The following is a 15,206-nucleotide window of genomic DNA, read 5'->3' on the forward strand; positions in this document are numbered from 1 at the left end:
CATGTCACTGATCTCAATCGGGCTTTCGGGACTCACCGCCAGCAGCGCAGCATTGACGACGATCGGCAACAACACTGCCAACGTCGACACGCAGGGCTACTCGCGTCAGCAAGTGATGACCGCCGCCGGGGCTCAGCAGAACATCGGCGTCGGTTTCATCGGCACCGGTACGACGTTGTCCGACGTGCGCCGCATCTACAACGGCTACCTCGATAACCAATTGCAGACCAGCACATCGCTCAACGCCGACGCCACCGCGTACCTGAGCCAGGCCAGCAAGCTCGACTCGATGCTGTCCGACAGCTCGACCGGCGTGAGCACCGTGCTGGCGAAGTTCTTCACTGACCTGAGCGCTCTGGCGTCCGGGCCGACTGACACGGCTGCGCGCACGACATTTCTGACCAGTGCATCGGCGTTGGCCGGTCAGTTCAACACCATCTCGGCGCAGATGAAGGACCAGAACGCCAGCATCAATACCCAGCTGACCACGGCAACAGGGCAGGTGAATGCACTGGCGTCGTCCATTGCCGTCCTCAACAAGCAGATCACCGAGACCCAGGCGTCCGGCGGTCAGCCCAACACGCTGCTCGATTCGCGGACCGAGGCGGTACGTCAGCTCAATGAACTGGTCGGCGCCAAGGTCGTTGAAAACAACGGCAGCTATGACGTTTACATCGGCACCGGCCAGCCGCTGGTCACCGGCACCACCGCCAATACCCTGAGCGCCGTGCCCAGTGACAGCGACCCCAGCGTTTATGCGCTAAAACTGAAATATCAGAACAACGAAGTTGATGTCTCCAGTGTGGTAACCGGTGGCTCGCTTGGCGGGTTGCTGCGTTATCGCAGCGACGTGCTGCAGCCGGCCGCCAGCGAGCTGGGCCGTCTGGCGGTGGTCGCTTCCGACCAGATCAACAGCCAGCTCAACCAGGGTGTGGACGCCAACGGCAACTTCGGCAGCAACCTGTTTATCAGCGTCAATGACCCGAGCCTGACCAGCCAGCGCAGCCTTGCCAACACCACCAACGATCAGTCTTCGGGCAACTTCGCGGTGTCCATTGCCAACAGCGGCGCGCTGCAGACCAACGATTATCAGGTGACCTTCACCGATGCCAGCGGCCAGTACAGCGTCAAGCGGCTGCCGGACGGCAGGGACATGGGTTCGTACAACACCAGCGCCACCACTGCGCCGGTCATCGACGGCTTCTCGCTGAAATTCAATGGCACCTCCACCGAGGGTGACAGCTTCAAGATCAGCCCGACCAAGACCGGTGCCGACGGTATCAAGGTGGTGATGACCGACCCGAAAGCCATCGCCTCTGCCAGTCCGCTGACCGGCAGCTCCATCGTGAGCAAAGGCTCGGGCACGTTCACCCAGCCTGTCTTGTCGACCCAGGCCGACATCTACAACCCGACCGCGACGGCCGATCTGCGAAACGCGCTGACGGCCTCGACGCCGATGCGTTTGCTCATGGGCGATGTCACCAATGGTGCTCAGAGCTATTCGCTGGTCGATGCACAGGGCGCGGAGGTCAAAGACAAGTCCGGCAATGCAATCAAGGGGTCGATTGTTCAAGGCCAGTCCAACGACATCAGCCTGGAAGTGGGCTACACCGACTCGTCGGGCACCGCGCAGTCGTTCAAGTTCGGCATGACCCTCGCCGGCTCGGCCAACAGTGGCGACACCTACAGCATCTCCATGACCGGCGCCGGGTCTCTGGACAACCGCAACGCGACCTCGGTCGGTACCCTGCAGACCAAACAGACCCTCGACAGCGCAGCCGGCAATGGCACGGGCATGAGCCTGAGCGGCGCCAACGCCAACATGATTACCACCGTCGGCAGCAAGGCGGCGCAGGGCAAGAATGATTCGACGGCCACCACCGCCGTCCTTACCCAGGCCAAGAGTGCGCGCGACAGCGTTTCCGGTGTTTCGCTGGATGAAGAAGCCGCCAACCTGGTCAAGTATCAGCAGTACTACACCGCTTCGTCGCAGATCATCAAAGCCGCTCAAGCCATTTTCAGCACGCTGATCAACAGTCTTTAAGGAATCGTAATCCATGCGTATCTCAACGACCCAGTTTTACGAAACCAGCGCCACGAACTACTCGCGCAGTTACGCCAACGTCACCAAAACCGGTGACGAAGTGGCCAGCCAGGTCAAGCTCAACACCGCCGGCGATGATCCGGTCGGCGCGGGCCGTGTGCTGCAGTTGCAGCAGCAGGGCACGATGCTCAATCAGTACAAATCCAACATCGACACGATCAATACCACCGTCGTGCAGACCGAGACGGCCTTGACGTCGATCACCTCGGCGATTCAGCGCGCGCAAGAGCTGGTACTGGGGGCGGCGAACACCTCGTTCACCGACAAGGACCGCCAGGCCAACGCCTCCGAGCTCAAGGAGTTGCAGGGGCAGATTCTCGGCCTGATGAACAGCCAGGACGCCGACGGCACCTACCTGTTCTCCGGGTCCAAGGGCACCACCGCGCCATACGCCGTCAGCTCCGACGGCACCTACAGCTATCAGGGCGACCAGACGCGCAACCTGCTGGCCGTTGGCACCGGCATCTCCATGGCCAGCAACACCACCGGCTGGGATGCATTCGAACAAGCGACCAACACCACGCGCACCTCAACGACCCTGGTCGCTGGCGCGGATGACGGCGTGATCTCGTTGTCCGGCGGCAGCGTCAGCAATGCTGCCACCTACGACACCAGTTTCACCGCCGGTCAGCCTTACAAGATCTCCTTCACCAGCAGCACGGCCTATACCATCCTGGACAAGAACAACCAGGATGTGACAGGTGAGGCGTCGGCTGCGGGCAAGTTTGCGTCCACCAATTCGGCGAACCAGGCCATCACCTTCCGGGGCCTGGAACTGAACCTGAACATCAACCTGACCAAAGATCAGTACGCAAGCACCAGCGCCGCCGACGCGGCCGTCAAGGACCACACCTTCCAGCTGGGTGTTTCCCCCAGCACCGTGAGCACCTCGCGTCTGCCGGCCAACACCTCGACCGATGTGATCACCAGCTCGGTGGTGACCGATCAGGCCGCGTTCGACAAAACCTTCCCGTCGGGCGGCGCTGTCGTGCGCTTCACGGATGCCACCAACTTCAATCTGTACGCAGCGCCCTATGACCCGGCGACCAGCAAAGCGGTGTCCACCGGCACGCTGAGCGGTAACACGGCGACGGCCTCCGGCGTGACGTTCACCTTCAGCGGCACGCCGCCGGCGATGGCGGCAGGTGACCAGTTCACCGCGCAGTCTTCGACCCAGCAAAGCCAGAACGTGCTGAACACCTTGTCCAAGGTCATCACGGCGCTCAACGGCAAGGTCGATGGCGACCCGATTGCCCAGCAGAAACTGCAGGCCACGATGACCTCCACCATCGGCAACCTGAAAAGTGCGGCCGAGCAGATCATCAATGCCACCAGCGAAGGCGGTGCCCGGGCCAAGACCGCGACCGATCAGAGCGTGACCAACCAGACCATGATCGACAACGGCACCACCGAATCGGGCACGATCACCGCGTCCGACCCGGTCGATGCCATCGCCCGTCTGACCCTGCAGAAAACCATGCTGCAAGCCTCGCAGCTGGTGTTCACCCAACTGTCCGCGCTGAACCTGTTCAGCAAGCTGTAATCGGCCCAGCGGCGCGCGACACCTGACCAACAGGTGTCGCCACCGTTGAGCGTCAACCGTATTGTCAGCGGTTATGCCGATCCTCTCCCCGGGGCGCGGCGCCGCTCGTGAGTCCCGCCCGTGAATTCAGCTCCCCTCGTCAGCCTCGTCATTCCCGCCTACAACCCGCGCTTTTTCCAGCGAGCGCTGTTGGACGCCCTGGCCCAGACCTATCGGCCCCTTGAAGTGGTGGTCTGCGACGACAGCGCGACCGACGAGATCCGGCGCACGGTCGAAAAATACCTCGACTCAAGCCCGGTCCCGCTGCGTTATGTGCGCAACCCCACGCGTCAAGGCTTCGTCGGCAATTTGCTGATGTGCCTGCAGGAAGCGCAGGGTGAGTTCATCAAATTTTTCTGCGACGACGATCGGCTGTTTCCGGCGGCCGTCGCGCGTCAGGCGAGCATTCTGGTGGAGCATGACGACGTCAGCCTGGTGCTGGCCCAGCGTTATTTCTGCGACCCCCAGGACGTTCAGTTGCCGGTGCGCATCGAGAACGCGCCGCTCGCCGAGTCCAGTTCGGTGTTCTACGGCGCCGACCTGCTCTCGGTGTTCGATATCTCGCCCACCAACTTTCTCGGCGGGTTCAGCAGCTCACTGATGCGCCGCAGCGACGTGCAGGTGATTCTGCCGGCGCTCAGGGAAGTCGGCGATGGCTTCACCGCGCTGGTGGATTTCGTGCTCTACGTGTGCCTGCTCAAGCGCGGCAACATGGTCATGCTCAACGATGTCCTCAGCGCCGAACGTTTACACCCGGACCGTTTGAGCCGCCAGCAGTGGGTCAGGGACCTGATCAGCGACGAGCGGCAATGGCTGGGCAAGATGCTCAAGGCGCGCACCGGCGAAGATGCCCCCGAATATGGCTGGGTGCGCTTTGTGCCGCTGACTGAGGCGCTGGTGCAGCCTCGCGTCTGGCAAGAGCTGCCCCTCAGCCGCATGCTCGGTGACCGACAGGCCTCCTTGCCGTGGCGAGTCGGCACCGACAGCGAAAGTTTTGCCGAGCTGTACCAGCAGTGGCTGAGCTTCCGAACCCTGTTTGGCGCCGATCGGCTGCGCGTGGCGGATAACGTCGCCACCTGGCCGTCGCAGCCGAAGATGGTGGCGGTGGTGCTCGACGAGCATGCCAGCGCCGCCGGAGTCGCCATGACCCTTGGCAGTCTCGACGCACAGTTGTATGCCGCCGAACTGACCCTGGTGCTGTCCAGCGCCTGCGAGACGCCCGTGCTCGACGGCCGCGTGTTCACATTGCCGCTGCAGCCCGACTGGCTGGCGCAACTCAATGACCTGTTGCCCCAGCTTGAGCGCGGCGACTGGTGTTACTTGCTGCGGGCGGGGGATCGGCTGACCGATTGTGCGTTGCTGATCCTTGCCGAACGCGCGGCCCACTCGCCTGACGTGCTGTGCCTGTACGGCGACGAAGGCGCGTTGCACGAAGGCGAATCGGCCGAGCCGGTGTTCCGGCCTGACTTCAACCTCGACCTGCTGCGCAGTTATCCCTACGTCGGTCGCGTTCTGGCGTTTCAGATCGATGCGCTGGTCAGGCTCGGCGGTTTCGATTCGGCCTACGGCGAACTCGCGCCCCATGACGCCATTTGGCGCCTGACTGAAGCCCACGGCGTGGTGGTTCAGCACGTTTCGGAAATCCTCGTCGAGTCGCAGTTCCCGTTTCAGGCGTGGCTGGCGCTGGATGAGGTCATGGCGCAAAACGCCCCGGTGCTCCGCGCACATCTGCAGCGCATGGGCATTGCTCATCAGCTGCACGAGGTGGAATGGCAGTGGCTCAATCACGTGGAATACCTGAGTGACGCGCGTCCGCTCGTCTCGATCATCATCGTCCATCAGGACCAGTTGGCGGCGTTGCAGCGCTGCGTCGAGTCGCTGCTGTCGAAGACCCCTTACGATCATTTCGAAGTGCTGATCGTCGACTGCGCCAGTCAACAGCCGGAGGCTCGGTCCTGGCTGGCGGACATGCAGCAGATCGGTGGCGACACCCTGCGCGTCCTGCATTACGAAGGGCAGGGCAATGGCGCCGATGTGCGCAACTTCGCCGCTGGCCATGCCCGGGGCGAGCACTTGCTGATGCTCAGTGTGTATGCGGTGGTCGCCGACTCCGCGTGGCTGGGCGAACTGGTCAATCACGGGCGGCGCGAAGAAGTGGGCGTGGTCGGCGCCAAGCTGTTCACCCCCGAAGGCTACATTCTCCAGGCCGGGCTGATTCTGGGTTACCACGGCCCGGCCGGCCCTGCGTTTTTTGGCGAGCCACTGCACGCGCCCGGTCATCTGCTGCGGTTGCAGGCGGCCCAGGACCTGAGTGCGGTGGGCGGGCACTGTCTGCTGGTGCGGCGCGCGTTGTTCGAGCAGCTCGGCGGCCTGAACGGCGATGAGTTCAGCGGCAGCCTGAGCGAAGTGGATTTCTGCCTGCGCGTGCGGGAGTCCGGTCATCTGGTGGTCTGGGCACCCCGTGCGGTGTTGGCGATCGGCGCCTCGACACCGGCGGAACAGGTCCGCGATAAACAATCCCAGGTCGACGATCAACACGCCTTCTACAAACGCTGGCTGCCGATCCTCGCCCGTGACCCGGCCTACAACCCCAACCTGCGCCTGACCGGTTCGTTCTACAGCCTGGAACCCGGCCTTAAAAAAGGCTGGAACCCTTATTCATCGCGACGTTTGCCCAATGTGCTGGCGATCCCGGTCAACAGCACGGCGGTGGGTCACTACCGCGTGTCCCAGCCGTTTCTGGAGCTGGAGGCCGACGGCCGAATCGGCGGACGGATGAGCTACGACCTGCCGTCGATCATCGAGCTGGAGCGTCAGTCGCCGGACGTGATCATCGTTCAGTGCCGCTACAGCCAGAATTCCATCGATCAGGTCGCCAGCCTCAAGGCGTACTCCAACGCCCGGCGCATCTACGAGCTGGACGACTACGTGATCAGCGTGCCGAAAAAGAACGGCCATCTGCGCAGCATGCCATCGAACATGGAAGCGATGGTGCGTCTGGGCACCAGCCTCTGTGATCGGGTGGTGGTTTCGACGGTGACGCTGGCCGATGCACTGTCGGGGATGCACCACGACATCCGCGTGGTGCCGAACATGCTGGCGTCGCAACTCTGGACCGGCCTGCGCAGCCAGCGCCGCACTTCGAAAAAGCCTCGGGTCGGTTGGGGCGGCGGGACCAGCCATGCCGGGGATCTGGAGATCATCGCCGAGGTCGTGCGCGAGCTCGCCGATCAGGTCGAGTGGGTGTTCTTCGGCATGTGCCCCGAGTCGTTGCGCCCGTACGTGCACGAGTTCCATCCGTCCGTGGGCTTGCTGGCCTATCCGGCGAAACTGGCGGCGTTGAACCTCGACCTCGCGCTGGCGCCGCTGGAGCACCACATTTTCAACGACTGCAAGAGCAACCTGCGCCTGCTGGAATACGGCGCCTGCGGCTACCCGGTGATCTGCACCGACACCCGGGCCTACGACGGCTACCTGCCATGTACTCGTGTTATGACCAACAGCACCGCCGAATGGCTCGAAGCGATCCGCATGCACCTGGCCGACCCCGACGCCAGCTACCGCATGGGCGATGAGCTGAAAGAAGTGGTCATGCGCGACTACGTCCTGCGCGGCGACAACCTTCAGCATTGGGTCAACGGCTGGCTGGCGGATTAACCGCGCTGTTTTAGCGGGACCGGCTTCAGCCGGGAAGGGGCCGGCATGTGCACCCTCAACCCTGCGGTGTGACGCCTGACGCCTTACCGGCTAAAGCCGGTCCTACTGACGATACGCGGCGTGAATGTAGGACCGGCTTCAGCCGGGAAGAGGCCGGCATGTGCACCCTCAATTGCGCGGCGTGACGCCTGACGTCTTCCCGGCTAAAGCCAGTCCTACACCCGCGTTCACCCCAATCCCACTGACGGTACGCGGCGTGAATGTAGGACCGGCTTCAGCCGGGAAGAGGCCGGCATGTGCACCCTCAATCCTGCGGCGTGACGCCTGACGTCTTCCCGGCTAAAGCCGGTCCTACCCGCGTTCACCCCAATCCCACTGACGGTACGCGGCGTGAATGTAGGACCGGCTTCAGCCGGGAAGGGGCCTGCATGTGCACCCTCAATCCCGCGGCGTGACGAATGACGTCTTCCCGGCTAAAGCCAGTCCTACACCCGCGTTCACCCCAATCTCACTGGCTGCACACGCTGCTTTAGTGGGACCGGCTTCAGCCGGGAAGAGGCCTGCAGGCGCACCCTCAATCCTGCGGTGTGACGCCTGACGTCTTCCCGGCTTGAGCCAGTCCTACACCCGCGTTCCCCCCAATCTCACTGACTGCACACGCTGCTTTAGTGGGACCGGCTTCAGCCGGGAAGGGGCCTGTAGGCGCACCCTCAATCCTGCGGTGTGACGCCTGACGTCTTCCCGGCTAAAGCCCATCCTGCCCATTGCGCGCAGCCCCGCCATCCAGAGTTGGCGTGCTTCCTGCTTCGTCTCCCCGATATCGCCATTGATCATCTTTTTGACGCTTGGCCGCATCACAGGGAAAACGTAATGCACCCTCATTCATCTCCGGGAAACACCATGCCGCTCGATGCCCAACTGACGCTTGTGGTCCTCACCCATGACCGGCCCGCACTCCTGCGCCGGACGTTGCAGTACTACAGCTCCTCGTCGGCCCACGTGCTGGTGCTGGATGCTTCGCAGCAGTCAGCCGCCGACATCGCCGCGCTGTTCCCGCAGGTGGATTACCGCCACGTGCCGCAGTTCGCCGAAACCGGGGTCCTGAGCAGGATCGCCCATGGCGTGACCCAAGTGACCACGCCGTTCATGGCGTTCGTGGGCGACGAAGATTTTCTGATGCATGACGCGCTGGCCCAGTCGGTGGAATTTCTGGCTACCCACCCGGACTACGGCCTGTGCCACGGCTATTGCCTGATGTACCAGGCCCACGGCGACAAGGTCGAATACTTCCGCCGCGACAAAAAGGGCCAGGAAGACTTCGCCGCCGACAACCGCGGCGAGCGCGTCCTGAGCTTCATGGACCACTACATTCTGCCGTTCTACGCCGTCACCCGCACGGCGCTGCTACAACAATGGTTCGCCGCGCTGCCCCAAGGCGTCAGTGGCGAGCTGCAAGAGTTCGGTCACGCCTACTTCCTGCTCTCGGCCGCCAAGGCGCGGACCCTGCCGATCCCCTACGTGGTCCGCGAGCTCAACCACCGGCTCTCCGACCGCCCGACTCACATGCTGAAAAAGCTCAGTGACAGCGATCCGTCAGCTGTCCTCGAGCGCCACGAATTCGCCAGTTTTCTGGCAGCCCTGATCACCACCCACGGTGAGCTGAATGCAGCCGACGGCATCGAGCAGGTCAAAAAGGCCTACGCCGCCCTGCAGGCCTGTCTCGAAGACCAGCGTTCCCTGGGCCTGACCAGCATCGTGGTGTCGCGCTGGAACGATGTGTTCAAACCCGCAGACCGCCAGTTCGGTCCCCGTCAGTTCGTCGAAATGCCGTTTTACAACCAGGCCTTCTTCGACGTCCTGACCGAGATCGAGTTTCTGATCCACGCGCTGCCGGCCGGCAAGCTGCAGATGGAACAGCTCGAAGGGACCTGGGTTCAGCACGAAGTGCTGCTGCGCAGCCACGGCAACGACAACCCCGAAACCATCGCCAACCGGATGTGGGAAGCGATGGCCCTGAACATCTTCAACCCGTACATCGTCGAGCCCCTCGCCGGTCTCATGGCGCGCCAGGGTGACCCCGAAGAAGCGCTGGAAATGTCGCGCTGGTTGCAGCGCCTCAATTCGGTCCAGCGCCAGGACCATCGCGTGACCCTCGCCAACATGCCATCGGGTCAGCTGTTGCAGTGGCTCGACGCACGCCAGCCGAGCCCGAGCGACGCACAAGCTATCCTCAGCCGCATCGACAGCCTCGGCGGCGGACCGCAGTTCGGCATTCTGTTGCTGGACCTCGACGATGACATGAACAAACTTCAGGTCACCCTGGACAGCCTGGTCGAAGGCCACTGCAAGACCTTCAAGGTCGTGGTGTTCACCAGCGGCGAGCCACCGGCGGCGACCAGCGCGCAAAACACCCTGCATTTCGTCAAGGTCAGCAAGAGCAACTGGGTCGACAAGGTCAATCAGATCGCCCGCCAATCCATCTGCAACTGGCTGATGCTGGCCGAAGTCGGTGATGCGTTCACCGCCGGCGGCCTGCTGCGCGCCTCGCTGGAACTGCAGGCCGCGCCTGACTGCCGCGCGGTGTTCGCCGATGAAGTTCAACGTGAGGCCAGCGGTGCGCTGACCCACGTCATGCGCCCGGGCTTCAACCTCGACCTGTTGCTGAGCAACCCGACGCTGATGTCCCGCCACTGGCTGGTCCGCCGCGACGTGCTGGTCGAGGCCGGCGGTTACTCCGCCGACTTCGCCCAGGCCGCCGAATTCGAACTCCTGCTGCGCATCATCGAGCAGGGCGGCATGGGCTGGCTGGCGCATCTGGACGAGCCGCTGCTGGTCACCGACGCGCAACCGCTGGAAGAAAACGCCCAGCAGCGCCTGGCCCTGACCCGGCACCTGAACAATCGCGGCTTCAAGGCCCAGATCAGTCCGGCAGCACCGGGTACCTGGCGCATCGACTACCGCCACATCCAGCGCCCGCTGGTGTCGATCCTCGTCCATGGCGTTGACGACCTGCCCGTGCTGCAGCGTTGCCTGGCGAGTGTCCTGTTGCGCACGCGCTACGCGAATTACGAAGTGCTGATCGCGGACGATCACAGTGTCTCGGCGGAGCTCAGCGAATGGCTGGGTCACCAGCACAAAGGTCGCGTGCGGGTCATCGCCATGGATCAACCGTTGAGTCATTCAGCGCGGGTCAACGCCCTGCGCGAACAGGCCACCGGCGAATACCTGGCGCTGCTCTCGGCCCACGGTGAAGTCATCAGCCCGAACTGGATCGACGCCTTGCTCAATCAGGCGATGCGCCCGGAAGTCGGCGTGGTTGGCGCCAAGTTGATCGAACGCAACGGCACGGTCAGTCAGGCCGGTTTGATCCTCGGCATGGACGGCGGTGTGGGTTCGGCCTTCATGGGCGAAGCGAAAGACGCCGCGGGCTACATGAGCCGACTGTTGCTGGATCAGAATTATTCGGCGGTGTCCGACGCCTGCCTGATGGTGCGCTCGTCGCTGTTCGATGACGTCGGCGGCCTGGATCAAGGGCATTTTGCCGACGCCTTCGCCGATGTGGACCTGTGCCTGAAAGTGGCCCAGGCCGGGTACCTGACGGTGTGGACGCCTCACGTGCAGTTCGTGCATTCGGGCGCAGTACCCGACGCGCCAGAGGCGCTGGCCGCGCTGCAAGACAAATGGTCCGGGGCGTTTGCGCACGACCTGGCGTACAACAAAAATCTGCAACTGACCGGCAAGGGCTTCACCCTCGCTCAGGCCGACGGTTCCAGTTGGGCCGAGCTGCTCGCTTAAGGCCTCCGGGTTAAAGGACTACGTCATGTTCAACGGCAAATCAGTGTTCATCTCAGGCGCGACCGGCTCGTTCGGCCGCATGTTCATCCGCACGCTGCTGGCGCGTTATCAGCCCCGGCGCGTGGTGGTGTTCTCCCGCGATGAACTCAAGCAGTACGAAATGCAGCAGGAATTCAACGCGCCCTGCATGCGCTATTTCCTCGGCGACGTGCGCGATGCCGATCGCTTGCAGCAGGGCATGCGCGGCATCGATTACGTGGTCCACGCGGCGGCGCTCAAGCATGTGCCGGCGGCGGAATACAACCCGACCGAGTTCATCCGCACCAACGTCAATGGCGCCGAAAACATCATCTCGGCGGCCATCGCCAACGGCGTGAAGAAGGTCGTGGCGCTGTCGACCGACAAGGCCGCCAGCCCGATCAATCTGTACGGCGCCACCAAGCTGCTGTCGGACAAACTGTTCGTCGCCGCCAACAACATCGGCGGCGAGGAGCAGACGCGTTTTTCCGTGGTGCGATACGGCAACGTGGCCGGCTCCCGGGGCTCCATCGTGCCGTTCTTCAACAAGCTGCTGGCGGGTGGGGCGGCTGAATTGCCGATCACCGATTCGCGCATGACGCGCTTCTGGATCACCCTCGACCACGGCGTGGATTTCGTCATGCAGAGCTTCGAGCGCATGCACGGCGGCGAAGTGTTCGTGCCGAAGATTCCGTCGGTGCGCATCGTCGATCTGGCCCAGGCCATGGCCCCCGACCTGCCGCACAAGATCGTCGGCATCCGTCCCGGGGAAAAACTCCACGAGCTGATGGTGCCCCAGGACGACGCGCGCATGACCCTGGAATTCGACGACCACTACACCATCGTGCCGTCGATTCGCTTCAACAACGTCGACACCGACTTCGCCGTCGACGCCACCGGCGCCCAGGGCAAAGCGGTTCACGACGAGTTCGAGTACCGCTCCGACACCAACCCGGACTTCCTGTCGATCCGCCAGATCGGCGAGCTGCACGCTGACGTTCAGCCATGATTCCGTACGGCAGGCAGAGCGTTGATCAGGCCGACATCGACGCCGTTGTCGAGGTGCTGACGTCGGACTGGCTGACCCAGGGCCCAACCCTCGAACGCTTCGAAGCGGCCATGGCCGAGCGCTGTGAAGCCGGTTTCGGGGTGGCGGTGTGCAACGCCACGGCGGCGCTGCACATTGCCTGTCTGGCGGCGGGACTGGGGCAGGGCGACTGGCTGTGGACCAGCCCGAATACGTTTCTGGCCTCGGCCAATTGCGGGCGCTATTGCGGCGCCGATGTGGACTTTGTCGACATCGATCCCCTGACCTGGAACCTCGACACCGACGCCCTCGCGCGCAAGCTTGAAGTGGCGGCATCCAACGGCACGCTCCCCAAGGTGCTGGTGGCGGTGGCGTTTTCCGGCCAGAGCTGCGACATGCGCGCCATCGGCGAACTGGCCCGGCGTTACGGTTTTGTGGTGATCGAAGACGCCTCCCACGCGGTGGGCGCGCACTATGCCGGGCGCCCGGTGGGCTGCGGCGAATTCGCCGACATGACGGTGTTCAGCTTTCATCCGGTCAAAATCGTGACCACCGGCGAAGGCGGCCTGGTGCTGACCAATCGCCCTGAACTGGCCGAACATTTGCGCCGCCTGCGCAGCCACGGCATGACCCGTGACCCGGGGCAGATGGACGAGCCCAGCCACGGCCCCTGGTATTACCAGCAAGTCGAGCTGGGCTTCAATTACCGCATGACCGACATGCAGGCGGCACTGGGGCTGTCGCAGCTGAACAAGCTCGACGGTTTTCTGGCCCGGCGTCGGCAGTTGGTGGCGCGCTATCAGACGCTGCTGGCCGACCTGCCGCTGACCTTGCCGACCCTTCAGGCTGAGGCCGATTCTGCGTGGCACTTGTACGTCGTGCGCCTGCAGACCGACCTGCTTGCGCTGAGCCATCGTCAAGTCTTCGAAGGTTTGCGCGGGGCAGGCATCGGCGTGAACGTGCACTACATCCCGGTCCATCTGCAGCCCTATTACCGCGTCCTGGGTTTCAACCCCGGTGATTTCCCCGAAGCCGAGGCTTATTACGCCCAAGCCATCAGCCTGCCGCTGTACCCGGCGATGACCGAAGCGCAGCAGGATGACGTTGTTGAACAGCTTCACCGTTTGCTCGGCGAAACGCGCCCGGCGGCCACTTGATGCGGACGAACCCATGACAGGCCCACGAGCATGAGCGCCGTCGCCATCATCCCCGCACGGGGCGGCAGCCAGCGCATCCCGCGCAAGAACATCAAGCTGTTCAACGGCGAGCCGATGATCGCGTATTCCATTCGTGCTGCGCGGGCGAGCGGGGTGTTTGATCAGATCGTGGTCAGCACCGACGACGAAGAAATCGCTGACGTTGCCCGCGATTGTGGCGCTGACGTGCCGTTCATGCGCCCGGCGGACCTGGCCGACGCTTTCACTGGCACGGCGGCAGTGATTCAACACGCGCTTTGCGCACTTGATCGGCGCTTTGATTACGCTTGCTGCCTCTACGCCACCGCGCCGCTGTTGCAGGCGCGTTATTTGCGTCATGGCTTGGAAGTACTCGAAGCCGATGCGGCAAAATCCTATGCGTTCTCGGTGTGCAGCTTCGGCTTCCCGGTGCAGCGTGCGTTGTTGATCGACAGCGACGGCAGCCTGTGCGCGATGCACCCGGAATTTCGCAGCGTGCGTTCTCAGGATCTGCCCGTCGCCTATCAGGACGCCGGCCAGTTCTACTGGGGCCGCAGCGACGCCTGGCGGCGCGGCGACACGGTGTTTTCCGAGCTCAGCCTGCCGGTGATTCTGCCCCGGCATCTGGTGCAGGACATCGACAGCCCGGAAGACTGGTTGCGCGCGGAATACCTGTACGCCGCGCTCAAGGCCGGTGGGGAGCTGCAATGATGCGCGTGCTGATCCGCGCCGACGCCTCGGTGACCATCGGCAGCGGCCACATCGCCCGCTGCGTCACGCTCGCCAACACGCTGCGTGCAGATGGCGCCGATGTGCGCTTTGCCTGCCGCGAATTGCCGGGGCATCTGCTTCAGCGGCTGGCGGATCAGGGCTATGTTGCCTACGCCCTGCCGGCACGCTATGGCGCGCAGGAAGACCAGGACATCGAAGCAGCGTTGCCTTGGCAGGCGGACCTGTCTGCCCTGGCCGAAGAGCTTGAGGATGAGCCGCTCTTTGACTGGCTGATCGTTGATCATTACGGGCTGGATGCGCGCTGGGAAACGGCGGCGCGCGGTCTCGCCGATCGAGTGATGGCGATCGACGATCTGGCCAACCGGCCCCATTCGGTTGAAGTGTTGCTCGACCAGAATTACAGCGCGCAGGCGCTGAATCAGCCCTACGCCCCCTGGATCGACCGTGAGTGCCAGGCGTTTCTGGGGCCGCGATTTGCCCTGCTGCGCGACGAGTTTCAGTGCGACCCCATCGCGATCAAGCCGCGTGTCGAACGGGTGCTGGTCAACTTCGGTGGCTTCGATGCGGCCGGGCAGGTGTACGCCACGATGCTGGCGCTTCAAGGCTTCGATGATCTGCAGGTGGATTTCGTCGCCGGTTTGCATAACCCCCACTGGGAGGCGATGAGCGATCTCGCAGCCTCTCGGCCTGAGTGGCATTTGCACACGCTGACCGGTGATTTTTTCGCGCTGATGCAGGCGGCCGATCTGTTTATCGGCGCCGGCGGCGGCACCACCTGGGAGCGCGCGGCGCTGGGGTTGCCGACGATCTGTATTTCGGTGGCGAACAATCAGCAGCTCAATGCGCAATTGCTGGCCGAGGCCGGTGTGCATGTGTACCTCGGGCCCCATGTGCAGCTTGAGGCCGGGCGTTTGCGTGATGCGATCGGGCAGCTGTGTGGTGATGCAGCTTTACGCCGGTCGTTCGCCGAACAGTCGAGGTGGTTGGTGGATGGCCGTGGTGCCCGGCGCATCGCTGACGCATTGGCGGCCCTGGTCAACCCAGACAGTCCAGCTACCGCCGTAACGCGGCAGGGCGCATGAGCCGCTGCCCGTTCCTATTTTTATCGTCCGGCCT

8 protein-coding genes are annotated in these 15,206 nt (G+C 63.5%); all 8 read left to right on the forward strand.

Going from position 1 to position 15,206, the window contains the following annotated elements:
- Position 1 precedes the first annotated feature (1 nt).
- The gene (flgK, locus tag IFT99_RS00230; RefSeq protein WP_192130018.1) at positions 2-2,044 is read left to right on the forward strand and encodes a flagellar hook-associated protein FlgK; all 2,043 of its coding nucleotides are present in this window, start codon (positions 2-4) and stop codon (positions 2,042-2,044) included.
- Between the two features lie 13 nt (positions 2,045-2,057).
- The gene (locus IFT99_RS00235; protein WP_065987271.1) at positions 2,058-3,647 is read left to right on the forward strand and encodes a flagellar hook-associated protein 3; all 1,590 of its coding nucleotides are present in this window, start codon (positions 2,058-2,060) and stop codon (positions 3,645-3,647) included.
- Positions 3,648-3,767: 120 nt separating this feature from the next.
- Positions 3,768-7,343: a glycosyltransferase gene (locus tag IFT99_RS00240; protein ID WP_192130019.1), complete on the forward strand. Its 3,576-nt coding sequence runs from the start codon at positions 3,768-3,770 to the stop codon at positions 7,341-7,343.
- Between the two features lie 870 nt (positions 7,344-8,213).
- Positions 8,214-11,138, forward strand: a complete 2,925-nt coding sequence (locus tag IFT99_RS00245; RefSeq protein WP_192130020.1) for a TIGR00180 family glycosyltransferase — start codon at positions 8,214-8,216, stop codon at positions 11,136-11,138.
- Positions 11,139-11,163: 25 nt separating this feature from the next.
- Entirely contained in the window at positions 11,164-12,165 is a 1,002-nt protein-coding gene (gene pseB / locus IFT99_RS00250) for a UDP-N-acetylglucosamine 4,6-dehydratase (inverting) (protein ID WP_192130021.1), read from the forward strand.
- Positions 12,162-13,340 carry a UDP-4-amino-4,6-dideoxy-N-acetyl-beta-L-altrosamine transaminase gene (pseC, locus tag IFT99_RS00255; RefSeq protein ID WP_192130022.1) on the forward strand — a complete coding sequence of 393 codons (1,179 nt, stop codon included), beginning with the start codon at positions 12,162-12,164 and terminating at the stop codon, positions 13,338-13,340. The genes pseB and pseC overlap by 4 nt, the downstream gene beginning before the upstream one ends.
- Before the next feature lie 30 nt (positions 13,341-13,370).
- Positions 13,371-14,069 (forward strand): pseudaminic acid cytidylyltransferase, encoded by a 699-nt coding sequence (pseF, locus tag IFT99_RS00260; RefSeq protein WP_192130023.1) that lies wholly within the window; start codon positions 13,371-13,373, stop codon positions 14,067-14,069.
- On the forward strand, positions 14,066-15,172 hold the full coding sequence (pseG, locus tag IFT99_RS00265) for a UDP-2,4-diacetamido-2,4,6-trideoxy-beta-L-altropyranose hydrolase (protein ID WP_244656851.1): 1,107 nt from the start codon (positions 14,066-14,068) through the stop codon (positions 15,170-15,172). Before pseF ends, pseG begins: the two co-directional genes overlap by 4 nt.
- Positions 15,173-15,206: the final 34 nt, after the last annotated feature.

The organism is Pseudomonas sp. CFBP 8772 (assembly GCF_014841665.1).
GTDB lineage: Bacteria > Pseudomonadota > Gammaproteobacteria > Pseudomonadales > Pseudomonadaceae > Aquipseudomonas > Aquipseudomonas graminis_B.

Coding starts and splice junctions, on each gene's coding strand:
- flgK (WP_192130018.1), top strand. CDS start 2: ATGTCACTGATCTCAATCGGGCTTTCGGGACTCACCGCCAGCAGCGCA.
- IFT99_RS00235 (WP_065987271.1), top strand. CDS start 2,058: ATGCGTATCTCAACGACCCAGTTTTACGAAACCAGCGCCACGAACTAC.
- IFT99_RS00245 (WP_192130020.1), top strand. CDS start 8,214: ATGCACCCTCATTCATCTCCGGGAAACACCATGCCGCTCGATGCCCAA.
- pseB (WP_192130021.1), top strand. CDS start 11,164: ATGTTCAACGGCAAATCAGTGTTCATCTCAGGCGCGACCGGCTCGTTC.
- pseC (WP_192130022.1), top strand. CDS start 12,162: ATGATTCCGTACGGCAGGCAGAGCGTTGATCAGGCCGACATCGACGCC.
- pseF (WP_192130023.1), top strand. CDS start 13,371: ATGAGCGCCGTCGCCATCATCCCCGCACGGGGCGGCAGCCAGCGCATC.
- pseG (WP_244656851.1), top strand. CDS start 14,066: ATGATGCGCGTGCTGATCCGCGCCGACGCCTCGGTGACCATCGGCAGC.